Genomic DNA, 24,293 nt, shown 5'->3' on the forward strand with positions numbered 1-24,293 from the left:
CAGACCGGTGATCTCCGCAGCCGTGCCGGTGCCGGTGTGGCCGGCGTCCACCCAGCCGGTGGACGGGTCGCCGCCGGTGGCGGTCTGGTCGGGGGCTGTGGCGGTCTTGTAGGCCACGTCGTAGCCGGTCAAGGACGCGCCGGGCCCGCCGACATCGGACGGCGCGGTCCACGACAGAGCCAGCTTCGCGTCGCCGGCGGTCACGTCCAGATCGGTCGGAGGTCCCGGGTCGTCCCAGGTGACGACGCTCACCTCGTTGCTCGAGGCCTGGATCACTGTTCGGCCCGATTTCACCACCAGATGGGCGCGGACCAGATATTCGGTTCCCTTCTCCAGACCGGTGCCGAAGAAGAACAGGTCATGATCAACGCCCCGAGCGCCCCAGGCATCCGCTTTCTTCTTGACTTGGAATACCACCTCGTAGACATTCGTGTCCGGGTTGGAGTAGCTGAAGGTCAGCTTGGGTGTCCCGTCTGAATACACCCCGGCGCGAACCCACTTGACGACAGGAACAGGCCGAGTGTCCGCCGGCGTTGCAGAGCCGGTGATCCAGACGCTGTTGCCGACCGCGTTGGCGGCCCGGACCCGCACGTCGTAGCCGACCGCGTTCGTCAGACCTGTGATCTCGACTGTCGTGGCGGTGCCCGAATGGGAGGCGTCCACCCAGCCGGTGGCCGGGTCGGCGGGGGTGGCGGCCGCCTGATCGGCGGCCGAGGTCTGCTTGTACTGGACCTCGTAGCCGGTGACTGTTGCGCCCTGCCCGCCGGGGTCTGCGGGCGCGAACCAGCCGACAGCCAGTTTCGTGTGGCCGACGGTCAGTATCGGGGTGCTCGACGGTGCCAGCAACTCGATCGTGACGGTCTGGTCGTCGGTCCATGACGGGCCGCCGGTCCAGGTGTGGAGCTTGCCGGGGCCTTTTGTCAGCGGGTAGCTGGTGCCGTTGGTGCCGCCGATGCGCAGCTTGGCGGCTCGCAGGCCCGCGGGGGCGTCGCCGTCGGTGTTGACCCTCAGGTTGAGGCGGTCGCTGCCGTCCACGTACAGCTCGGCGACCTCCAGCGTCTTGCCGGCGAAGGGGAACTCGTCGCTGCTGAGCGCGTCGGCGCAGCCGTCCAATCCGCCCGGGGCGTTGTCGCAGCCCCTGTCGGCGCCGTCGGCGTCGACGGTCAGCGTCGTCGTCCACGCCGCGGTGTCGGGGCCGCCCGGAGCGCCGGGAACATTCCAGGCGGTGAACGCCTTCTCAGAGGACGAATCGTCGATGACAGCGGGGGTGGCGGCATTGGTGACCAGATGGGCCCGCACCTGATAGGCCGTGCCCTTGGCGAGGCCGATGAGCACGTGGCTGTCGGCGGTGCTCGACGACGCACGCGACACGCCCGCGGGCAGGCTGTGAGCCGCGGCCCGCGCCGGCCACGCAGAAGCCGACGCTTCTTTGACCTGCACGACGACGGTGTACGCGGCGCTGTCGGGGTTGGAGGTGACCACGGTGGCCTTGGGTGTGCCGTCGCTGTGGGCGCCCGCCGCGGCCGAGGTGACCCTCGGCACTGGGTAGGCGCGTTTCGCGACGATCGTGTAGGTCTTGGCAGTGGTGCCGTCAAGAGCGGTCACCACCACCGTGACCGTGTTGTCGCCGTAGCCGAGTGCCACGACTTTGGCGGCGCCGGGGGTGCCGTCGATGGTGACCGTCGCTCCCGCAGCGGTCGGCGTGGCGGAGACCCTCACCTCTGTGACGTCGTCGTCGACACGGGCCGTGAACCTCGACCCCAGCGTCAACCGCCGCGGCGTCAAGGGAACAACCGTGCCCCCGGCGTCAGTCAAAGCCACACCCAACGACTTCAGCGACGCATCAGTCCGATCCGCGGCAACGCCCGTGCTGGCCACCCAGGAACTCGCGCCGACGGGGTTGATGGCGCGGACCCGCACGTCATAGGACGTGCCGTTGACCAGACGCCCGATCGTCGCAGTCGCCGTCGCGGGGCTTGGCACGACGTCCACCCAGCCCGTCGACGGGTCCCGCCCCGGAGACGCCCGGTCAGGCGCCGAGTCCGCCTTGTAGGCCACCTCATAGCCGGTGAGGCTCACGCCGCCGGTGTCAGCGGGCGCCGTCCACGACAACACCAGCTTCGAGTCGCCCCCGGCCACATCCAGACCAGTGGGAGGCCCAGGGTCGTCCCAGGTCACGACCCTGGTCTCGGCGCTCGACGCCTCCACAACCGAGTTCGTCGACTTCACCACCAAATGGGCACGCACACCATAGGTGGTGCCCTTCTTCAAACCCGTGCCGACATAGGTCCTGCCAGGACCCAAACCGACACCAGCACCGGCAACGCCGCGGGCAGCCCACCCAGCGGATCCCTCGCGCACCTGAACCACCACCGCGTAACGGCTCGCATCAGGATTGGAGTAACTCACCAACAAGAACGGCAACCCACCACCAGCAGCCCCGACCCTCACCGAATCGACAACCGGCACAGCCAGATTCTCAGGCGTGCCCTGGCCCGCAGCCCAGGCGCTGCCGGGGCTGATGCCGTTGCGGGCCCGCACCCGCACGTCGTAGGCGGTGCCGTCGGTGAGCCCGGTGATCTCCGCCGTCGTGGCGGTGCCGGAGTGCCCGGCGTCCACCCAGCCGGCGGCCGGGGAGGGATCACTGCGAACCAGCGACACCTTGACCTTCTGGCCGTCGATCCACGACAGGGAGCTCCCCCAACGCGCGGCGCTGAAGTTCCTGAGTTCGTGGTTGAGCGGGAAACGCGAGCCGTCGATGACCAGCGAATAGTCCACGAGGTCACCGAAATCGGAGTCTGTGATCAGCTGCAACTCGCCGCTCTGCGAGTTGAGCGAGATGCCTCTGACTGTGTAGTCCACGCTGCCCAGGCTGAATTCGTCGTCGTCGAGAGCGACGTCACAGTTGGCCAGGAGGCTGAAGCTCTCGCAGCCGAAAATAGTGACGCGCTGGTCCACGGTCAGGGTGGCCTCCCACAGCACTGCGTCGCGGTCGGGGGCCGAGGCCTCCTTGTAGTTCACGTCGTAGCCGGTGACCGCCGCGCCCGTGCCGCCGGCGTCCGCGGGGGCGTCCCACTCGACGGTCAGCTTGCTTGCGCCGGCGGCCACCGTGGGCGCGGACAGCGCGCCGGGCACGTCCCAGGTGGTGGCCGTCGCCTCGGCGCTCGAGGCGGCCACCGCGGCCGGGGTGGCGCCCTTGGACACCAGATGGGCGCGCACCGCATAGGCCGTGCCTTTGACCAGACCGGCGAACACGTCGGTGCCGGCGCTGCTGGCGTCGGTGTCGCGGGTGACACCGTCGGGCAGGTCATGAGACGTTCCCCGAGCGGGCCAGGCCATCGACGACTGGCGTATCTGGATGGCCACATCCCACACGGCCGGGTCGGGATTGGAAGTGACCACCGTCAGGGTGGGAGCACCGTCAGCCGCACCCGCAGTGACCGACGTGACTGTCGGAATCGGAGGAGCCCGGTTCACCGTCACCGCCACCGACTCGACACTCGTGGAAGTCGGATAGCCGCCCGTGTCTTCGCTCTGAGTGACCGCATGGCTGATGGTCGCGGTGCCCGCCGCCACGCCGGTGACGGTGAACGTCTCGGCCGTCGACCAGTTCGTCGGGGTGAACGTGACCGACGCAGGTGCCACCGTCGCCTTGTCCGTGTCGTCCGACGTGGCCGACACCACCACATTCCCCGCCGGTCTGGTGTCGAGCACCAGCGTGTAGTCAGCGGTGTTCGTCGGCCCTGCCGCCTCGTTCACCGACACCGACGTCTCCGACACCGACACCCCGGCGGTGTCGTCGTCGTCGACCGACACGGCCACCGACCCGATCGAGGCACCGTCGTAGTCGCTGTCGGTGCTGGTCGCCGTATGAGAGATGGTGACCGACTCGTCGTCCGCGTCGTCGTCGGACACGGCGGTGACGGTGAACGTCTCGGCTTCGTCCCAGTTCGTCGGGGTGAACGTGTGCGACGCGGGCGCCACCGTGGCCGCACCCGTATCGCCCGAAGAGATGGCGACCTCCACATCGTGGGTGGGCTGGGAGTCGAGCACCAGCGTGTAGGTGGCGGTGTTCGTCGGCCCCGCCGCCTCGGTCAGCGTCACCGACGTCTGCGACACCGTGACCCCGGCGGCGTCGTCGTCGGTGATGGTGACCGTGGCCTCGTCCTTGCTCTCGCCCGCCACTACCCACCCGGTGACGCCGGAGGCCGGGGCGATGGTGATGGTGAACGTCTCGCCGTCCTCATCCAAGTCGTCGTCGACCAGCGGCACGGTGACGGTGGCGGTGGTCTGGCCCGAGGCGACCGTGACGGGGCTGGTGATCGAGCCCACGTCGGCGGCCACCGCGGTGGACGACCCGGCGTAGCCGGCGGTGACGCTGAACGCCACCCCACCGGTCGGGGCGTTCTCGCTCAGGGTGATCGTCAGCGTGGCGTCGGCGCCCTCCGCAGCCGAAGCCGTGGCGCTCACGGCGAAGGTCTTGGGGGTGCCGTCGTCGTCGTCGATGGTGACGGTGGCCAGAGAGCCCGAGGCGTGGCGGGTGTAGTGGTCGCCCAGGTCGTCGGGGGTCGAGTCGGCGGCCACGATGCGCAGCCGGATGGTTTCGTCGATCTCCGTGTCGTCGTCGTCGGTGACGGTGATTTCCAGGTTCTGGGTCTTGGACGTGTCGTCGGGGCCGAAGGTCACCGACTTGGTGGCGATGGCGTAGTCGGTGTCCTCGGTGGCCGACCCGCCGAGAACCTCCACCGTGAAGGTGGTGGAGGCGGCCGGCAGGTGGTTCACCGTGATCGGCACCGACACCGTCCCGGCGCTGACGTCCTCGTCGACCGAGACGGCGTGGGCGCTGGTCGAGGCGGCATCGGTGCCGAACGCGATCTTGGCGCTGCGCGCCTCGTCGTCTTCGATGGTGAACGTGGCGGTGGGGTGGTCTCCGAGCTCGTAGCCGGTCGGAGGGGTGACGGTGACGGTGAAGGTCTCGTCGTCCTCCACCAGGTCGTCGTTGACGAACGCGAAAGCGAGTGCCGACCTCTTGACGCTGGGAGCTATGCCGAAACGGGTGGCGCCGTTGGTGTAGTCCACGCCCCCGCCCGTCGCCGTACCGTCACGCCACGCAAAGGTGGCGTAGCTCAAACTCGGCGGCGCATGGCTCAAGGCGAACCACAGCCAGCCCCGATAGCCGAGAGCGCCCTGGCGTCGGTTCTCGCGCACGCTGTAGGCGGCCGATTCGAATGAGATGTAGCCGTTCAAGACCTTTGCGGCTACGTCGTCGATGTGGATGCCGACGGGGTACTGGATGGCATCCGCGGTCTGGGTGACGGCGTGGGTGATGGTGGCAGCGCCGTCGGAGACGCCGGTGACGGTCACCGTCTGGGGCTTGTTCCAGTCGGCGGGCGTGAAGGTCAGCGCCCCGCTCACGGTGGCGTCGGCGACGGCGCTGCTGGTGGGCGTGATCACCACGTCGCCCGCCGGAGGGGTGTTCAGCACCAGCGTGTAGGTGGCCTTCGAGCCCGCGCCGCCCACCAGGGTCAGTGCGGTGCGGCTCACTCTCACGCCGGGGCCGGTTTCCACCAGTCTCAGGGTTGTGGCCCCGCCGGCGGCGAGCGTCACCGCGGGATCGTCCCACACCAGGGTGCCGTCGGCCTCCCGGCGGGCGTCGCGGACGTCCAGTTCGGTGCGGCCCACCATCAGGCTGTACCTGTTCAGCTCGTCGGGCGGACTCGGGTCGAGCCGGACGTGCAGCCGGCGGGGCGTGTCGCCTTGCGCCGGGGTCTGCCGCAGGGCAGTGATCGCGTACGTCTTGCCGTCCAGGTCGAAGTCGTCGTCGGTCAGCGTCGCCGCGGCGCTGCACTCGTCGCCCGCGGCGGACGAGGCGTTGTCGCACCCCGCCGCCTCCCCGTCCAGGTCCCTGGGGGTCAGCGTCGCCGACCACCGCGGCGTGACCAGGCTCAGCAGCACCTTGCGGTCCGCCGCCCAAGTGAGGCCCGTCGAGGCCCAAACCAGTTGGTCGTCAAGAACAACGTCGCCGCCGAGCGTGGCGTCGGAAAGGGCGAGCATCCTGTCGTCGATCCGCAGCACCAGGTCCTCGAGATCATCGCCGAGGCGGCCGGGGTTGCCATCGCTGAGGGTCGTGTCGAACCGCATGAGCAAGCTCCCCGCAAAGCTGCCCTCGGTTCTCAGACCAATCGTGTGGATTGGGTAGTCGGTGGCGCCGACGGTGACAACGTCGTCGGTGAGCAGCTCCCCGGGTTCGCACCCCTTCTCGGGAGTCCCGTCGACGCAGGCCAGCGCCCCGCCGGGGAACGTCGCCGGCGTCAGCGTCGCCGACCACAACGTGGGCGGCGCGACCCCCACGGCCACCGGGTCGATGTCGAGGGTGGTGGGGTACTGGATGGCGTCGGCGGTGTGGGTGACGGCGTGGCTGACAGTGGCGGTGCCCTCGGCTACGCCGGTGACGGTGAACGTCTGCGCGGTGTCCCAGTTCTGGGGGGTGAAGGTGTGGGTGGCGGGCCGCACGGTGGCCGCGGCCGTTGTGTCGCTGGTGGCCGAGATGGTGACGTCGCCGGCCGGTCGGTGGTCCATCACGACCGTGTAGGCGGCCGTCGAGCCGGCGACTGCCAGCAGCGAGGTGGGGGTGACCGTCATGGAGGCGCGGTCGTTGTTGGTGATGGTGATGATCTGCTTCCCGGCCGACTGGTAGGAGGCGGGCTGGGACAGCACTTCCAACACGATGACTTCGTCGTCTTCGTGTTCGTCGTCGCCGCAGATGGTCAGGTTGACCACCGGGGAGAGACCCCAGAATCTGGCGGGGACGCTGACTCGTGCGCTGAAGGGGAACACGAAGTCGACGCCGGGTCCGCAGGTGGTGGGGTGGTGGGTGGCGGTGGTGCCGGCGCCGAGGCTGAACCCGAGGGCAAAGGCGGGATACAGCTGGTGGTCGCGGCTGATGAACGCCTGGACCGGGGTGGTGGCGGTGGCGGCCGCGTCGGGTTCGGTCACCGTGACGGTGGGGTTCTGCAGGGTGACGTAGGGGAACCGGTCGATGCGCGCCTCCACTTGGGGCAGGGTCATGCCGGCGGGATACTTGGGGTCGGTGCTGGACACCGAGTGGCTGATCAGGGCGGTGCCGAGATCGTTGGGGCGGCTGTGGGCCGTGACCGTCACGTGCTGGTGGATGTTCCAGTTGTCGAGCGTGAAGGTCATCGCCCCGCTGACCGTGGCGTTGTTCGGCGTGCCGCTCACCGGGGTGACCGTCACGTCGGCGGTGGGCTTGCTGGTGAGCACCACCGGGTAGGTGCGGGTGCGGCTCCGGGCCACGTTGAAGGCGACTTTGCCCGACGTGGCGCTGCCCGCCGAGACGCCCGCCGTGTCGTTGTCGGTGATGGTGACGGTGGCCTGGTCCTTGCCCGTGCCCTCCGCTACCCACCCGGTGACGCCGGTGGCCGGGGCGACGGTGACCGTGAACGTCTCGCCGTCCTCGTCCACCGGGTCGTCGACCAGGGGGATGGTGATGTCGAGGCTGTCGGTGTTCTCCGCCACGGTGACCGGGGAGGTGATCGACCCGACGTCGGCGGCCACCGCGGTGGACGACCCGGCGTAGCCGGCGGTGACCGTGAACTCCACCCCGCCGGTCGGGGCGTTCTCGCTCAGGGTGATCGTCAGCGTGGCGTCGGCGCCCTCCGCGGCGGCGGCCGTGTCGCTTACGGCGAAGGTCTTGACAGCCCCGTCGTCGTTGCCGATGGTGACGGTGGCCAGAGAGCCCGAGGCATCACGGTCGTAGTGGTCGCCCAGGTCGTCGGGGGTGGCGTCGGCGGCCACGATCCGCAGCTCGATGGTCTCGTCCCGCTCCGAGTCCTCGTCGTCGGTGATGGTGATTTCCAGGTTCTTGGTCTTGGACGTGTCGTCGGGGCCGAAGGTGACCGACTTGGTGGCGATGGCGTAGTCGGTGTTCTCGGTGGCCGTCCCGCCCAGCACTTCCACCGTGAAGGTGGTGGAGGCAGCCGGCAGGTGGCTGACGGTGATCGGCACCGACACCGTCCCGGTGCTGACGTCCTCCTCCACCGCCACCGCGTGGGCGCTGGTGGAGGCGGCGTCGGTGCCGAACGCGATCTTGGCCTCTGCCGCGTCGTCGTCGGTGATGGTGACGGTGGCGGTGGTGTGGCTGCCCGGGCTGAAGCCGGCCCCGGGGATATGGCCGCTCGGCACGGTGAGAGTGACGGTGAAGGTCTCGTCGTTCTCCACCAGGTCGTCGTCGACGAGCGTGAAGGCGATGGGGAATGCGCCCGAGTACGAGCGGCCGATGGTGTACGTGGCGCCGCCCTTGGTGTAGTCGACGCCCCCTCCGGTGGCGGTGCCTGGGCGCCAGGTCATCCCGATGCGCGCCGCAAACCGGGCGGGTTCGTTCCTGATCTTCAGCAGGGCGGAGGCGGCGCCGTTTTCGTCGACCCGGTACTTGGCGGCGGTCCACGAGACGTACCCGTCCACGCCCAGGGCGACCTCCTGGCTGACCGTGTTGCCGTCGGGGTCGGAGGCCGTGATCCGTATGGTGGAGGAACCTTGGCTGATGCCTGTGATGAGGAGCTTGCCGTCCGGCGGCGTCGGGAAGGTGGCCCTGTCGATCCGTACGGTCACGGCCCTGAAGGTCAGCGGGTCGCCGTCGGGGTCTTCGAAGTAGGGGGTCATGTCGGGGGAGACCGTCTGGCCCAGCACTCCCCGCAGGTGCGTTATTCGCGCCTTCACCACCGGCGCGGTCTTGACCCTCACCTCGAAAGTGCTGATTGTCCGGTGGCCGTTGCGGTAGGTCGCCGTCACCGTGATCGTGGCCGTGCCGTGCCCCTGGGGCGTGACCGTCAGGGCGGACTGGTCGTCGGACACCGTCACCGTCGCCACCGCGTCGCTCGAGGAACCCGCCGTGATGCTCCGCCCTCCGCCGGGCGGGAACCCGTCCAGGGAGACCTCCCGCGTGCCGGTGAGCGTGGGGAACACGACGTCGGAGAGAAGGGGCGGGCCGGGCTGCAGGTACAGTGCGACCGCCCGGCCTGCTGTCCAGGTGAGGCCGGTTCCGGTCCAGGTGGCGGTGTGCGGGGTGCTGGGGTCGATCTTGGCCGTCGAGAAGTGGAAGGGGTCGTCTCCGACCCACAGGGTGTAGGCGCGGAGCTGGTCGGGGATGTCCGAGCCGAGTCGCACCGCCAGGGTGCCGTCTGAGCCCAGGGCGATCCGGTCGATGGTGTGGGTCTGTCCGGCCAGGGTGAAGTCGTCGTCGGTGAGCGTTTGCGTGGCGCTGCAGCGGTTGGCGGCGGTGATCGAGGCGCGGCTGCATCCCAGGCCCGACGCCAGGGTCTTGGGCGTCAGCGTCGCCGACCAGAACTGGCACGATGATCTGATGCTCAGCTCCACCCGATCGCCCGACGACCAGCCCGGGCCGATGCCGACCCATAGCCTCTTGGAGTTGTCATCCCGTGTGACCGACAGCGGATAGCTGCCCGTCCTGCCCGTCACGCCGACACAGAGGTTCAGGCCTGCCAGCCTCGCGCTGACGTCACGATCGAAGTCGATCTCCAAATCGCTGAGGAGGAAGCCTGGGGTTTTCTGGATTCTCAGGATGTCGATGTTGTATGTCTGGTCGCCGTCCGTGAAGGAGGAGGAAGTCAGCGTCGTAGTGCAGTGGCGCGAACTGAGACCCTGCAGACTGTTGTCGCAGCCGTAGTAGATGTTGTTGTATCTGCCGACGGTCAGTGTGGCGGACCACAGTTCGATGACTCTGGGTGTCTCGCTGACCGTGCGGGTCCATTGGCCGGGTCCTGCCGAGTTGTAGGCCCGTACCCGCACGTCGTAGCCCACGTCGTTGTCGAGGCCCTTGATCACCGCGTCCGTGCCGTCGATCAGCGGGACGGCGGTGGCCTCGTTGGGCCAGCGGGCGTCGCCCGAGGGCTTGTGCTGGACGCCGTAACGGGTGACAGCCACGCCGGTTCCCGACGGCGCCGTCCAGTCCACCCGAAGCTCCGAATCGCCCGACGTGACCGACAGCCCCTGCGGCGCCCCCGGCGTGCTGAGAGACTCTCCCGCGCCGACATCGCAGGAGGCCTTGATGCTCAACAAGACCTCCTCGCCCTTGGCGACGGCCTGCACGTCCAGCGGAGCACCCAGTTCTGTCTCGTCCGCCCAGTCCAAGTGAGCGCCGGGCCACCAGAGCTGCAGGCCGCCGAGCCTCGACCGGGCCTCCGACAGCGCGAAAGGCCTCGCGCCCACACAGAACTGGTAGCCCTTCAGCGCCTCGTTGGGGACCTTGTCGAAGCTGACAGAGAGCCTGCCCTCGATAGACACGCCCAGGTTGTCCAGCGACCCGCGGCCGTAGTCGGTGATGCCTGTGAACACATAGTCCACGCCGCCCACCGAGAAACTGTTGTCGTCCAACCGGTCACCGCAACCGGCCGAACAACCCTTTAGCGGGAAAACGGACGCAACCCGATTACCGTAACCACCCACCGTCAACACCCCAGACCACAGCGGTTCGGAGGGTCGCATGATCAGTCGGACGGAGAGGCCTGCTGTCCAGGTGAGGCCGGTTCCGGTCCAGGTGGCGGTGTGCGGGGTGCTGGGGTCGATCTTGGCCGTCGAGAAGTGGAAAGGGTTGTCTCCGACCCACAGGGTGTAGGCGCGGAGCTGGTCGGGGATGTCCGAGCCGAGCCGCACCGCCAGGGCGCCGTCTGAGCCCAGGGCGATCCGGTCGATGGTGTGGGTCTGTCCGGCCAGGGTGAAGTCGTCGTCGGTGAGCGTCGCGGTGGCGCTGCACCGGTTGGCGGCGGTGACCGAGGCGCGGTTGCATCCCAGGCCCGACGCCAGGGTCTTGGGCGTCAGCGTCGCCGACCAGAACTGGCACGACGACCTGATGCTCAACTCCACCCGGCCGCCCGCCTGCCAGCCCAGTGTGGTTCGCCATTGCCTGTCGGGCGCATCCTGTCTCTGCGGCACCGAATGCGCATGCGACAGCGAATAGCTGTCCGCCACGCCCACGCAGAGGCGGAAGCCGTTGCCCAGAGCGGCCGGTATGTCGCGATCGAGCTCGAGGTACAGCACCTTCGTTGCCCCGCCCACGTATTCGAGCAACTCGAAGTTGTACGTCTGGCCGTCGAACGTGAACGACGACGAGCTCAGCAACTCGCTGCAATGATGCGAGACGGGCACGAGAGGGTCGCTGTCGCAGCCGATTTCTGTGACGCCCTGAACGGTCAGTGTGGCGGACCACAGTTCGATGACTCTGGGTGTCTCGCTGACCGTGCGGGTCCATTGGCCGGGTCCTGCCGAGTTGTAGGCCCGTACCCGCACGTCGTAGCCCACGTCGTTGTCGAGGCCCTTGATCACCGCGTCCGTGCCGTCGATCAGCGGGACGGCGGTGGCCTCGTTGGGCCAGCGGGCGTCGCCCGAGGGCTTGTGCTGGACGCCGTAACGGGTGACAGCCACGCCGGTTCCCGACGGCGCCGTCCAGTCCACCCGAAGCTCCGAATCGCCCGACGTGACCGACAGCCCCTGCGGCGCCCCCGGCGTGCTGAGAGACTCTCCCGCGCCGACATCGCAGGAGGCCTTGATGCTCAACAAGACCTCCTCGCCCTTGGCGACGGCCTGCACGTCCAGCGGAGCACCCAGTTCTGTCTCGTCCGCCCAGTCCAAGTGAGCGCCGGGCCACCAGAGCTGCAGGCCGCCGAGCCTCGACCGGGCCTCCGACAGCGCGAAAGGCCTCGCGCCCACACAGAACTGGTAGCCCTTCAGCGCCTCGTTGGGGACCTTGTCGAAGCTGACAGAGAGCCTGCCCTCGATAGACACGCCCAGGTTGTCCAGCGACCCGCGGCCGTAGTCGGTGATGCCTGTGAACACATAGTCCACGCCGCCCACCGAGAAACTGTTGTCGTCCAACCGGTCACCGCAACCGGCCGAACAACCCTTTAGCGGGAAAACGGACCTAACCCGATTACCGTAACCACCCACCGTCAACACCCCAGACCACAGCGTCGGAGCGGTCACCGACAGCGACACCCGGTCGATGCTCAGGCCGCTCCCGTAGGTGGGGTCGGCCCCGGAGGCGACGTGGTCGATGGCGACCTCGCCCTGGGTCGTGCCGGTGAGCGTGAAGGTCTTGGGCGTGGTCCAGTCGTCGGGGCCGAAGGCGTGCGACGCCGGTGAGAAGGTCACGCTGCCTGCGCCGCTGTCCGACGGCGTGACGGTCACCGCCCCGGTCGGCTTGCTTCCCAGTCGCACCGTGTAGGTGATCTTGGTGCCCTGCGGCAGGTCGTGGAGCCCGGCGACCTCCACCGCCGCGGTGTCGTCCTCGGTGATGGTGACGGTGGCGGTGCCCGCGCCGGCCGTCCGCTCGGCCCAGCCGGTCACGCCGGTGGCGGGGGTGACGGTGACCTCGAAGGTCTCGTCGCCCTCGTCCACCTCGTCCTCGACGGTCGGGATGGTCAGGGCGGCGCTCGTCTTGTACTCAGGCACCTTCAGCGTGGCCGGCGCCGCGCCCACGTCGGACGCCGCGGCGGTGGACGGCGAGGCGTGGGAGACCGCGACGTCGAAGGTGAGCCCGCCGGTCGGGGCCGGCTGGTCGAGGGTGACGGTGATCTCCGCCGCGTCGCCCTCGGCGACCGCGACGTCGGCGACCGCGTAGGAATTGGTCCCGGTCGGCGTCGCCTCCACCGCCACGGCCTCGCCGTCTCCTCCCGGGGTGCTGGCCCACACCTGCACCTGGTGGGTGACCGTGGCGGTGAGCGAGTCGGCGATGTAGGTGATGGCGGTGGCGGTCGGGAGCACCTCCTGTCCGGCGTCGTCGGGCTGCCAGGGGGCGCTGTCGTCGTCGGTCTTCTGCCGCCAGCGCACCCGGTACCGGGAGTCGCCGATGTCGGTGCCGACGAACTCCGGTGCCTTCCATGTCAGCGTCAGCAAGCTGTTGCCGGCGACGACGGCCAGGTCGCGCACCGCAGAGGGAGGCCGCTCGAGCTTGATGGTGTAGGTGGTCGTGCCTCCGCCGGCGGCGGTCACCGCCACCGTGATCGTCTTGGCGGCCCGCGCGGTCAGCGTCACCGGCGCGGTGGGGGTGCCGCTGGAGGCCGTGCTGCCGTCCACCGTCACCGTGGCGGTCTTGTCGCTGGTGGTGGCGGTCACCTTCACCCCGGTCACGTCCAGCGCCGCCGAGCCCCGGTACCTGAAGGTGGCCACGTCATAGTTCCCGGGGTCGGCCTCGTAGGTGGCGACGGGGACCACCGTGTCGTCGTCTGTCACCACCTCATGCAGCACGATGGGGATGGCGTCGTCGCCCTGGTCGGTTACCGACAGCGCGCTCAGGGTGGCGTCGGTGGACAGGGTCGTCGTCTCGGTCGCCACCGTCTCGCCGGTTCCCCCGGCGTTGTGGGCCCACATCTGCACCTGGTAGGTCACCGCACTGGTGAGACCGGTGATGGTGTAGGAGGTGTCGTTTATGTCCACGGGCTGTCCGGCATCGGCGGGCTGCCAGGAGGCGCTGTCGTCGTCGGTTTTCTGCCGCCAGCGCACCCGGTACTCCTCGTCGGTGGTGTCGGTGCCGGCGAATGCCGGTGCCGTCCACCTCAGCGCCACCGTGTCGACGGCGGGGGTCGCCGTCAGGCCGCCCACCGCCGAGGGGGGCCGGTGGAGCTCGATGGTGTAGGTGGTCTGGTTTCCGGCGGCGGCCGTCACCACCACCGGGATCGTCTTTTCGGTCCGCGCGGTCAGGGTGATCGGCGCGGTGGGCGTGCCGCTGACGGCGGCGCTGCCGTCCACCGTCACCGTGGCGGTGTTGTCGCTGGTGGTGGCGGTCACCTTCGCCCCGGTCACGTCCAGCGCCGCCGAGCCCCGGTACCGGAAAGTGGCCACGTCATAGTTCTCGGGATTGGCCAGGTAGGCGGCGGCGGCGACCTCGGTGCTGTCGGTCTCCACCACCGAGGCCAACTCGATGGCGATCGCCGCGTCGTCCTGGTCGGTCACCGACAGCACGCTCAGGGTGGCGTTGTCGGACACCGGCGCGGCCTCCACCTGGACCTTCTCGCCGACGCCGCCTGAGTTCTGGGCCCACGCTTGGACCTGGTAGGTCACCGCATTGGTGAGGCCGGTGATCGTGTAGGAGGTGGAGGTCGCCGACACCCTCTGTCCCCGATCGTCGGGCTGCCACGCGGCGGAGTCGTCGGGGGTCTTGGGCCGCCAGCGCACCCGGTACGCGGCGCCGTGCAAGTCGGTGCCGAGGAACGTCGGGTGCTTCCACGTCAGCGCCAGCGAACCGACCGCAGGGGCCGCCGCGAGGTCCCGCGGCGCCGAGGGAGGCCGCTGGAGCGTTATGACGTAGCTGGTGGTGCCTCCGCCGGCGGCGGTCACCACCACCGTGATCGTCTTTTTGGTCTGCGCGGTCAGCTTCACCTCCGAGGCGACCCCGCTGGCGGCGGCCTCCCCGTCCACCGTCACCGTGGCGGTCTTGTCGCTGGTGGTGGCAGTCACCTTCACCCCGGTCACGTCAAGCGCCGCCGAGCCCTCGTAGCGGAAGGTGGCCACGTCATAGTTCTCGGGGTTGGCCCGATAGACGTCCTGCGCGACGCTGTTCCCGTCGCGGTCCACCACAGCGAACAGATCGATCGCGATCGCGTTGCCGGCCTGGTCGGTCACCGACGGCGGCGCGCTCAGCGTCGAGTCGCCCGAGATCGGCGTCGCCTCCGCCTCGGCCCTCACGCTGACGCCTCCGCTGGTGCTGGCCCACAACTGCACCTCGTGCACGACCGAGCCCGTGAGGCCGGTGATCGTGTAGGAGGTGGAGGTCGCCGACACCCTCTGTCCCCGATCGTCGGGCTGCCACGCGGCGGAGTCGTCGGGGGTCTTGGGCCGCCAGCGCACCCGGTACGCGGCGCCGTGCAAGTCGGTGCCGAGGAACGTCGGGTGCTTCCACGTCAGCGCCAGCGAACCGACCGCAGGGGCCGCCGCGAGGTCCCGCGGCGCCGAGGGAGGCCGCTGGAGCGTTATGACGTAGCTGGTGGTGCCTCCGCCGGCGGCGGTCACCACCACCGTGATCGTCTTTTTGGTCTGCGCGGTCAGCTTCACCTCCGAGGCGACCCCGCTGGCGGCGGCCTCCCCGTCCACCGTCACCGTGGCGGTCTTGTCGCTGGTGGTGGCAGTCACCTTCACCCCGGTCACGTCAAGCGCCGCCGAGCCCTCGTAGCGGAAGGTGGCCACGTCATAGTTCTCGGGGTTGGCCCGATAGACGTCCTGCGCGACGCTGTTCCCGTCGCGGTCCACCACCGCGAACAGATCGATCGCGATCGCGTTGCCGGCCTGGTCGGTCACCGACGGCGGCGCGCTCAGCGTCGAGTCGCCCGAGATCGGCGTCGCCTCCGCCTCGGCCCTCACGCTGACGCCTCCGCTGGTGCTGGCCCACAACTGCACCTCGTGCACGACCGAGCCCGTGAGACCGGTGATCGTGTAGGAGGTGGAGGTCGCCGACACCCTCTGTCCCCGATCGTCGGGCTGCCACGCGGCGGAGTCGTCGGGGGTCTTGGGCCGCCAGCGCACCCGGTACGCGGCGCCGTGCAAGTCGGTGCCGAGGAACGTCGGGTGCTTCCACGTCAGCGCCAGCGAACCGACCGCAGGGGCCGCCGCGAGGTCCCGCGGCGCCGAGGGAGGCCGCTGGAGCGTTATGACGTAGCTGGTGGTGCCTCCGCCGGCGGCGGTCACCACCACCGTGATCGTCTTTTTGGTCTGCGCGGTCAGCTTCACCTCCGAGGCGACCCCGCTGGCGGCGGCCTCCCCGTCCACCGTCACCGTGGCGGTCTTGTCGCTGGTGGTGGCAGTCACCTTCACCCCGGTCACGTCAAGCGCCGCCGAGCCCTCGTAGCGGAAGGTGGCCACGTCATAGTTCTCGGGGTTGGCCCGATAGACGTCCTGCGCGACGCTGTTCCCGTCGCGGTCCACCACAGCGAACAGATCGATCGCGATCGCGTTGCCGGCCTGGTCGGTCACCGACGGCGGCGCGCTCAGCGTCGAGTCGCCCGAGATCGGCGTCGCCTCCGCCTCGGCCCTCACGCTGACGCCTCCGCTGGTGCTGGCCCACAACTGCACCTCGTGCACGACCGAGCCCGTGAGACCGGTGATCGTGTAGGAGGTGGAGGTCGCCGACACCCTCTGTCCCCGATCGTCGGGCTGCCACGCGGCGGAGTCGTCGGGGGTCTTGGGCCGCCAGCGCACCCGGTACGCGGCGCCGTGCAAGTCGGTGCCGAGGAACGTCGGGTGCTTCCACGTCAGCGCCAGCGAACCGACCGCAGGGGCCGCCGCGAGGTCCCGCGGCGCCGAGGGAGGCCGCTGGAGCGTTATGACGTAGCTGGTGGTGCCTCCGCCGGCGGCGGTCACCACCACCGTGATCGTCTTTTTGGTCTGCGCGGTCAGCTTCACCTCCGAGGCGACCCCGCTGGCGGCGGCCTCCCCGTCCACCGTCACCGTGGCGGTCTTGTCGCTGGTGGTGGCAGTCACCTTCACCCCGGTCACGTCAAGCGCCGCCGAGCCCTCGTAGCGGAAGGTGGCCACGTCATAGTTCTCGGGGTTGGCCCGATAGACGTCCTGCGCGACGCTGTTCCCGTCGCGGTCCACCACAGCGAACAGATCGATCGCGATCGCGTTGCCGGCCTGGTCGGTCACCGACGGCGGCGCGCTCAGCGTCGAGTCGCCCGAGATCGGCGTCGCCTCCGCCCGGCTCCTGACGCCGGCGCCTCCGGAGTTCCGGGCCCACACCTGTACCTCGTGCACGACCGAGCCGGTGAGGCCGGTGACGGTGTGGGAGGTCCCCGACACGTTCTGTCCGGCGTCGCTGGGCTGCCACTTGGCGGGGGCGCTGCCGTCGGCGGTCTTCTGCCGCCAGCGCACCCGGTACCCCGCGCCGGCGGTGTCGGTGCCGGCGAATTGCGGGGCCTCCCACGACAGTGCCAGCGAATCGACGCCGGGGGTCGCCGCCAGGTTGCGCACCGCCGAGGGAGGCCGCTGGAGCGTGATGACGTAGCTGGTGGAGCCGCTGCCGTCGGAGGCGGCCACCGCCACCGTGACGGTCTTGGCCTTCAGTTCCTCCAGGGTCACCGGTGCGGAGGGTTCCCCGCTGAAGGCGGTTGTGCCGTCCACCGTCACCGAGGCGGTCTTGTCGCTGGTGGTGAGGGTGACCGTCACCTCGGTCACGCCCAGGGGTGCGCTTCCCCGGTACCGGAGCGTCGCCGCGTCGAAGGAGGGGGAGATCGCAATCGCCTCGCCGTTCTGGTCGGTCACCGACAGCGCACTCAGCGTCGAATCGTCGGAGACGGGCCCGGGTGTCGCCACCAACCGGACCTTCTCGCCGTCACCCGCCGCGGTCCGGGCCCACACCTCGACCTCGTAAGTCACTAGGGCGGTGAGCCCGGTGATGGTGTAGCGGGGCGAGGACGTCTCTACGCGCTGTGGGGCTTCGTTGGGCTGCCACGAGGCGCTGCCGTCTGGGGTCCTCTCCCGCCAGCGCACCCGGTAGTGCACATCGTTGCCGAAGTTGGTGCTTGCAAAATTCGGCCCCTTCCACGTCAGCGCCAGCGAGTCTTCGCCGCGGTCGACCGCCGGGTCCCGTACCACGGTGGCAGGCCGGTCCGCCTTGATTGTGTAGCTGGTCTTGTCGCCGTTGGCGGCGGTCACGCTCACAAAGGCGTAGATCTCTTGCCTTCCATGCGTGCTTGGAATCGTGAGCAACTCACCGGACGGGTATTTGCCGCCAAAATACGAAACCTCCACCGACGCGCTGGGGTTGAGGGCGGTGGCGGCGATCCGCACCCCCGGGGCGGCGATCGGCACGAGGATCTGGTACTCAAGGGTCGAGGGGTCGAAGGAGGGAGTGAGGGGGTGCGCCACCCCGTCCGGGGACGTCACCGACAGCGCGCTCAACGAGGTGTCGTTGGGCTGCACCACCGTGACCGCTACCGAGTCGATGTCCAGGTCGGTGGGATACGTCGGCGCCGCGCTGGCGGTGACGGCGTGGCTGATGGTGCTGGCGCCTGCCTCCACGCCGGTGACGGTGAACGTCTGGGGAATGTCCCAGTTGGCGGTGGTGAACGTGTGGGTGGCGGGCAGCACGGTGGCCTTGGTGTCGGCGCCGCTAGTGGCCGAGATGGTGACGTCGCCCGTCGGCGCCTGGTCCATGACGACCGTGTACGTGCCCTTGGCGCCGCCCTCCACGACGGCCAGCGACGTGGGGGTGACGGTCATCGAGGCCGCGGCGGGCGTCGATGCCGCGGCGGCTGTCGCTGCCCCCGGGAGAACGGGAAGCCCGGCGACCACCAGCACCGCGGCCAGGAACGCGGCGCACGGGGCCTTGATCACCCGCATCACGCCTTACCCGACCGCGTAGTTGGACCGCGAAGGGGGGGGGGGGGGTCAGCGCTAGCAGGCGGGCGACCGGCGCTGGGGAACGCCCAGAGCGCGGTGGCGACGTGTGACCCCGCAGCGGTACCGCGAATGAGGCTGTCTCGGCCGAGAATCATGTAGGAGCGGTCCTGCATGTTCTTGCGCAGCTCCCTCGCATCACGGCACGCCCGCGCAGCCAGCCCCCGAGAGCCGGGTTGGCCCACAGCAGCCCAAAGCGCAACTTTACTCGCACCCGCATGATCCCCATATTCGCGTGGCCCTCATTCAGTGACACACGGGTCTCGACCAAGCAGCACAGATATTGCGACACCATCGGCGGGCGATTGACCGCACTGTGGTCCGAGGAAGCGTCAGTCGGTTCGGGGTGGATTCCCGTCGCCCGTCGGCGCGGATCTGCTCGGCGGCCTCGAGATCTGCCCGCCGCTGCCGACGCTGGAACCGACTGCCAACCCATGCTTTGTGCCCGTGGCACCACGGCGCGTAACGGCTGGATGGAGGTTGTGGCTACAATGAAACTACACTGGGCACCGATCCGGAGGAATCATCATGGGCGCTGACACCGTCGTGCGAGCCCGCATCGACCCCGATACCAAGGCAAGGGCAGCAAGAGCCCTGCACGCTATGGGCTTGTCGATTTCGGATGCCATCCGCTTGCTCATGGTGCGCGTCGCTGACGAGCAGCGGCTCCCGTTCGCTGTCCAGGTGCCCACCGCCGCCACCGTCGAGGCCATGGCCGAGCTGGACGAGGGCAAGGGCAGGCGCTTCGAGAGCACGGAGGATCTGCTGCGCGATCTCGAACTCTGACGAACCTGCGACATGCTGACCCCCGTCCGGTCGTCGCAGTTCAAACGCGATGTCAGAACCACCAAGTCACGCGGCAAGGACTCCGCGAAACTGCGCGATGTGCTCCGGCTGCTCGTCAACCAGCAAGCGCTCCCATCGAGCTACCGCGACCACCCGCTGCGCGGCCCTTGGAAGGGCTACCGGGAATTGCATCTGGAGTCGGACTGGCTGCTGATCTATCGAATTCAGGGCACCGAGCTACGACTCGTGCGCACCGGCACGCACGCCGACCTCTTCGAGTAGCGCACAGCACGTTCCCAACACCTGCCCCGACGACGTCGCGGCCGATCGGACGTGCGAGGCGCCGGCGCACGCCAGTGACAGCGGCAGTCAGGCTGCGCTTGGCGACCGCCCCCGAACAGCGGGCATCTGATCGGCCGCTGCGGCTCAAGCCGGCGGCGCGTGGCCGCCGTGGTGGATTGCGCTACAGTGGCGTCACTGCTCCCCGCCTTCCCGGTTCGCCGGGAATGGCGGGGCATATTCGTTAGGGGCTGCTGTGGCGCACGGACCAGCTGGCAGCGGCGTCCGTAAACTCTGTGCCGTGAGCACTACCGGCTTTTGGCGTCCTGTGGAGATCCCCGACGATCTCGGGGAGCGCCCTGTCGCGGTCCGAAGCGGCCGGGTGAAGCTGCCGAATCACATCGCTTGGAGCGGTCAGGGCGAGTACGACCTCGATGACCCGCGGGGCCGCGAGCGCGTGTACGAACTGGTCATGACTGAAGGCAGCGAGGAGGACGTGCGCGCTTGCATCGACCTGGACGTGCTGCTGGGCATGTGGGACACGATGTGGCTCGCCCCCCATGTGCGCGACCAGTGGGCCGAGCACCTGCGCTCTCGCGGCCTGATCGTCTAGCGCGTGCTCACCCCGCTGCAGCAGCGCATCTGCCGCCTCGTCGGCTCCCTGCCCGAAGCCGGAGCCGTGGTCGGCGCCGGTCGCACGAAGTCGTACGTGAAGACCGCCTCTCCGTCCGCGGTTGCGAGCACGTAGGCACTCTGCGTGTTCCGCAGGTGCCTCGACTCGTCGTCGAGCGTCAGCGTGCGAAAGATGCGCAAACCGAAGCGAGCCTGCTTCTGCGAGACCGTCAGCGGGACGAGATTGTCCAGAGCGCCCGAGTCTTGCCTCCCGTAGCGGATGATCGCGTTTCCGTTCGGGTCGATCCAAGACGAGAGGCGGATTCCATTCGTAACGGTCCCGTTGAGCAGACCCGTGATTTCTGCGGCGAAATCGCGGGCCTGCCTCTCTAGGTCACTCCGCAGGCGGGTCAAAGGACGAGACGAGGAACCACATGCGTCGAGCGAGCTCACTTGTGAAGTCACCCGTCGCGGCTTGCTGGTCGAGCTCCTCGCGCGTGCAGCCAGCGGCGTCGAGCGCACCGCTCACGAGTTCGTCGACGTCGCCATCGCTGAGGTGCACAACCTCGATTTCGGCGGGGTCGGCTGCGTAGCTGGGTGGTTCGTCCAAGGTACGGCCAGCGACCGTTACGGCAGTCATTGTGCTGTTCCTGTGTCGGGTTCGGCGGCACTCATCACGCCGCCTGCGGCGACTCTGTGGGAGTCGTTGTTCCAAAGGGTATTCCCGGGGTGGGCTGCTTCACGATCTCAGTGAGTTGAACGGTTGCCTCAGCAGTTCTGCGCTCCTTAAGGATCGGACCCCCAGAGCCTGCGCGAGACCCAGGGTGAATCACCCCAAGGCGAGTCAGGCCTGTTCGTCGAGCAGTTCGGCCAGATCGTCTTGGACACCCAACTCGGCTGCCCATCGGTGCATGTAGCTGACGTCGAGATCGTTGACGGCAGCGATTTCGACGCAGTCTCGCCATTGGAGCTCAGAGCGCGACTCCAAGCGCCACCGGAGCTTGGCCAACACGATGTCTTCGGGCGCGGCGATCCATGTCTCGATTCCGAGAACTTCAGCGCGGACGCGCCGAGCAATGCGGGACTGGGTGAACGCGTCTTCCGACGGAACGGCGAAGATGTCGACCTTGCCGCCGCTTTGGGGATGAAGGACGTTGAAGGTGCCTCCGGAGGTGACCGCCCGACGGGCCTCTGACTCCGGGAAGTAGACCTCGCTTCCCCGAAGCGCTTCGAGCACCGCCTCGCCCGAATCGGGCACCAGCAGGACCACGATGTCCACATCGCGAGTCATCCGGGGAGTCCCCCACGCCGCCGCGGCTGTTGAGCCGACCACGACGTAGTCCAGACCGGCAGACTCAAGGGCATGGACCGTGCGCTCCAGCGCGGCTGTGAGATCGATCAGAATTCGATTCCCACCGACTCAGGCCAGACTTCGCCGGCGAGCTCAGGGCCATAGCGGGCAACGACAAGACCCAAGAAGACCTCGCTGTCGTCGTAATCGGGGTGGCGCATCCGCACCGACCTCTCCTCCATGGCCGCGCCCGCCACGTTGAGCTGACGCCATTCCTCGAGGCGCTGCGCAATTGTGCGGGCGCGGACGGCGTCCATCTGACGCCGCCAAACGTGATCAGGCGTGTCCGCCGGACGCCCGGAGGGATTGCGGCGCACCGTCACAACCCGAATCGTACTGAACCCCTGTGACATCCATCCCTATCCCCCAACGGGCGAACCCAGCGGTGACACACCCAGTTGAGTCCCGGGTAGTGGTGTATGGAGGGGGGCATCCCTTGGGCGCGTGATCACCGCGTCTACCTCTGGAAGTAACGACTCATCCAGAGAGGCAGCAGAGGTACCCCGATCGGAATCGAACGCTCCTTAGAAGGTTGAGGCGGCTCGCTAGTCTGCACCCCGTGTCAGGTCCGACTCGCGAGGAGCAGATGCCGCCCGACGGCAAGATCACTGAGCTCGCGCCGGACGTGCGCCGGCTGCAGCTGCCGATGTCGATGCCCGGTCTCGGGCATGTGAACTGCTACATCCTCGACGACGATCGCGGCGCCGCCCTCGTCGATCCCGGCCTGCCGGGCCCGGCCAACTGGAAAGCGCTCATGGCAGGGCTGGCCGAAGCCGAAGTGCCGCCGGAGCGCATCCACTCGATCATCGTCACCCACAGCCATCCGGATCACTTCGGGGCGGCAGGCCGTTTCGTCCGCGAGTACGGCGCCGACCTGGTGACCCATCGCACGTTCCGGCTGTGGTGGGACACCGCCGATGAAGACGAGGAAGCCCTGGAGCAGGTGTCGTCCGACGGGGAGAACAACGAGCTCGTGGCCGACCCCGTGTACGGCGGGCGCGATACCGGACCGGGCGGCCCCACGCCATGGGGCGGCCAGCGCTACAAGATGCCCATCCGGGCCAAGCTCGGCTACTGGGCGATGCGCAACGGGTGGGGCGGGCGCTGGTTCGCCACCCCTCAGCCCACGTACCACGTCGAAGACGCCGACCGGATCAAGCTGGCGCGGCGCGAGTTCGTGGCAGTGCACACGCCCGGGCACACCATCGACCACCTGTGCCTGTTCGATCCCGAGGGCGGGCTGATGATCTGCGGCGACCATGTCCTGCCCACGATCACGCCGCACATCTCGGGGATCACCACCGCGCGTGACCCGCTCAAGGACTTCTTCACCAGCCTCGACCGGGTCGCCAGCTTCGACGGCGTCACCATGGGCTTGCCGGCCCATGGCCAGCCGTTCACCGACCTGTCGGGACGGGTGGAGGACATCAAGCGTCACCACAACGAGCGCCTCGACCTGCTTCGCACCTCCTCGGACCGGCTCGGCCGAGCCCCCGTGCAGGACTACATGAAGCAGCTGTTCAAGGAGCGTTCGTGGGGCCCGATGGCCGAGTCGGAGACGTTCGCTCACCTGGAGCATCTGCGCTACATCGGCGAAGTCAATGTCTCCCGGCGGGCCGACGACGTCCTCGAATACGAGTTCGACTGAAAATAACTTGACACGGCCTGCCGCGACGTGGTGCTGTTGGCGCCGCTGCGGCCTATCGTCGGGTATCCGCAGCTGGCCACCAGCCCCGACCTTTCGTCCGATTGGATCCCCAATGTTCGATCACGGCGCCTACACCACAGCGCGTGCCTGCGGGTATCGCGTACGGGTGCCGGCAACTGGCGTGCGCTGTTGGCGGGCCGTCACGCGCATGCGGGAGCGCGGCACGGCCATCGGTCGGCTCGCGGCGGTGGGTCCCATGCCGGTCATGTACCAGCATGCGGTGCGCGGTCACGGTGCCAACCCGACGCCAACGACCAAGCGTCACCGCCTGCGGCCCTCGGAGTATCTGATGTAGTCCACTGAGACACCAGAACTCTCCGAACGGCCGCTGGGACAACCCGGCGGCCGTTTTGCGTTTCCGGTGCACGCACCGACACCGCTGCCCGTGAACCACAACCACTTCGCAACCCACAGCACACAGGAGAAAGCTCATGCTGGAACTGGTCATCGACAACACCAACAGCACAGCGGCCCTCACCAATGAGGGCTGGCGCGCACGGGGTCGCTGCCGCGATCTCGTGGGCACCCTGACGCCGCTGTTCTTCTCGGAGAACTTCTACGAGATCGCCCGCGCCAAGGCCATCTGCGCGGCATGCCCGGTGGTGAGCGAGTGCTTCGACGCCGCCAAAGCACGCCACGAGCCATGGGGCGTGTGGGGCGGCGAGCTCTTCGAGAACGGGCGCGTCTGCAGGGACAAACGCCCGCGCGGCCGGCCGCCCAGAAGCGGCCACCCGCAATTCGTGATCGAGGAGGTGCCGCTGCCTCCCGACTTGGCCCGCGCCTGAGTCTTCCCCTGCTCAGGCGCGTCCTCCGAGTGGACCCAGCTTCTGCGACGGGTCCCTCCGCTGGGTCTGCCGACCCCCTCCGGCAAACCCGGCACCCAGGGCCTGCACTGCCCCCGCAGGCCTCATCAAGACGGCCCGCCCCGGTGAACTGAGGCTGCCCGAAATGGGCGGCTGGCAGCCCCGGGGCGGGCCGTCGAGCGGTGATGCGATGCGGCCGTCGACACCCGCGCTAGCTGTTTCCCGCTCTTGTTCCCCATCCTCATGTGATTGGGCTCACGGGCCGCTCAGGCCACGGCTTCGCCATGCGGCTCAGCCTCCGAATCAATCGCCGCGAGGGGCGCAAGTAGCCTCG

At 68.8% G+C, this 24,293-nt stretch carries 10 protein-coding genes (1 of these 10 cut by a window edge); 6 read left to right on the forward strand and 4 right to left on the reverse strand.

The features are described from left to right. Positions 1-18,363, reverse strand: partial view of a fibronectin type III domain-containing protein gene (locus ACOGI8_RS00015; RefSeq protein ID WP_419854872.1) — the 5' portion only. It extends 17,715 nt beyond the left edge of the window; 18,363 of the gene's 36,078 nt are visible here — the first part of the coding sequence; the start codon lies at positions 18,361-18,363; the stop codon falls past the left edge of the window. Between the two features lie 585 nt (positions 18,364-18,948). On the opposite strand from ACOGI8_RS00015, the gene ACOGI8_RS00020 reads away from it, so the two are divergent. The 3 genes from ACOGI8_RS00020 to ACOGI8_RS00030 all read left to right on the forward strand — a co-directional run bounded on the left by ACOGI8_RS00020 (position 18,949) and on the right by ACOGI8_RS00030 (position 20,098). Next, a complete protein-coding gene (locus ACOGI8_RS00020) occupies positions 18,949-19,206 on the forward strand; it encodes a type II toxin-antitoxin system RelB/DinJ family antitoxin (protein ID WP_419854873.1) in 258 nt (85 codons plus the stop codon). Positions 19,207-19,218: 12 nt separating this feature from the next. Then, positions 19,219-19,488 (forward strand): type II toxin-antitoxin system YafQ family toxin, encoded by a 270-nt coding sequence (locus ACOGI8_RS00025; RefSeq protein ID WP_419854874.1) that lies wholly within the window; start codon positions 19,219-19,221, stop codon positions 19,486-19,488. A 298-nt stretch (positions 19,489-19,786) separates the two neighbouring features. Further along, positions 19,787-20,098 carry a hypothetical protein gene (locus ACOGI8_RS00030; RefSeq protein WP_419854875.1) on the forward strand — a complete coding sequence of 104 codons (312 nt, stop codon included), beginning with the start codon at positions 19,787-19,789 and terminating at the stop codon, positions 20,096-20,098. A 393-nt stretch (positions 20,099-20,491) separates the two neighbouring features. Here the strand turns inward: ACOGI8_RS00030 and ACOGI8_RS00035 are convergent, their stop codons facing one another. The 3 genes from ACOGI8_RS00035 to ACOGI8_RS00045 all read right to left on the reverse strand — a co-directional run bounded on the left by ACOGI8_RS00035 (position 20,492) and on the right by ACOGI8_RS00045 (position 21,771). Next, a complete protein-coding gene (locus tag ACOGI8_RS00035; protein WP_419854876.1) occupies positions 20,492-20,737 on the reverse strand; it encodes a hypothetical protein in 246 nt (81 codons plus the stop codon). A 204-nt stretch (positions 20,738-20,941) separates the two neighbouring features. Beyond that, the gene (locus tag ACOGI8_RS00040) at positions 20,942-21,388 is read right to left on the reverse strand and encodes a hypothetical protein (RefSeq protein ID WP_419854877.1); all 447 of its coding nucleotides are present in this window, start codon (positions 21,386-21,388) and stop codon (positions 20,942-20,944) included. A 107-nt stretch (positions 21,389-21,495) separates the two neighbouring features. Further along, a complete protein-coding gene (locus tag ACOGI8_RS00045) occupies positions 21,496-21,771 on the reverse strand; it encodes a hypothetical protein (protein WP_419854878.1) in 276 nt (91 codons plus the stop codon). 236 nt (positions 21,772-22,007) lie between these two features. Between ACOGI8_RS00045 and ACOGI8_RS00050 the strand changes: the two genes are divergently transcribed. From ACOGI8_RS00050 to ACOGI8_RS00060, 3 genes are all read left to right on the forward strand, one after another. Continuing rightward, on the forward strand, positions 22,008-23,096 hold the full coding sequence (locus tag ACOGI8_RS00050; protein WP_419854879.1) for an MBL fold metallo-hydrolase: 1,089 nt from the start codon (positions 22,008-22,010) through the stop codon (positions 23,094-23,096). A gap of 112 nt (positions 23,097-23,208) precedes the next feature. Beyond that, positions 23,209-23,451 (forward strand): hypothetical protein, encoded by a 243-nt coding sequence (locus ACOGI8_RS00055; RefSeq protein WP_419854880.1) that lies wholly within the window; start codon positions 23,209-23,211, stop codon positions 23,449-23,451. Positions 23,452-23,587: 136 nt separating this feature from the next. Continuing rightward, a complete protein-coding gene (locus ACOGI8_RS00060; RefSeq protein ID WP_419854881.1) occupies positions 23,588-23,941 on the forward strand; it encodes a WhiB family transcriptional regulator in 354 nt (117 codons plus the stop codon). Positions 23,942-24,293 lie beyond the last annotated feature (352 nt).

This window comes from Candidatus Poriferisodalis sp. (assembly GCF_965204195.1).
GTDB lineage: Bacteria > Actinomycetota > Acidimicrobiia > Acidimicrobiales > Poriferisodalaceae > Poriferisodalis.

Coding starts and splice junctions, on each gene's coding strand:
- ACOGI8_RS00025 (WP_419854874.1), top strand. CDS start 19,219: ATGCTGACCCCCGTCCGGTCGTCGCAGTTCAAACGCGATGTCAGAACC.
- ACOGI8_RS00020 (WP_419854873.1), top strand. CDS start 18,949: ATGGGCGCTGACACCGTCGTGCGAGCCCGCATCGACCCCGATACCAAG.
- ACOGI8_RS00060 (WP_419854881.1), top strand. CDS start 23,588: ATGCTGGAACTGGTCATCGACAACACCAACAGCACAGCGGCCCTCACC.
- ACOGI8_RS00035 (WP_419854876.1), bottom strand. CDS start 20,737: ATGACTGCCGTAACGGTCGCTGGCCGTACCTTGGACGAACCACCCAGC.
- ACOGI8_RS00055 (WP_419854880.1), top strand. CDS start 23,209: ATGTTCGATCACGGCGCCTACACCACAGCGCGTGCCTGCGGGTATCGC.
- ACOGI8_RS00040 (WP_419854877.1), bottom strand. CDS start 21,388: ATGACTCGCGATGTGGACATCGTGGTCCTGCTGGTGCCCGATTCGGGC.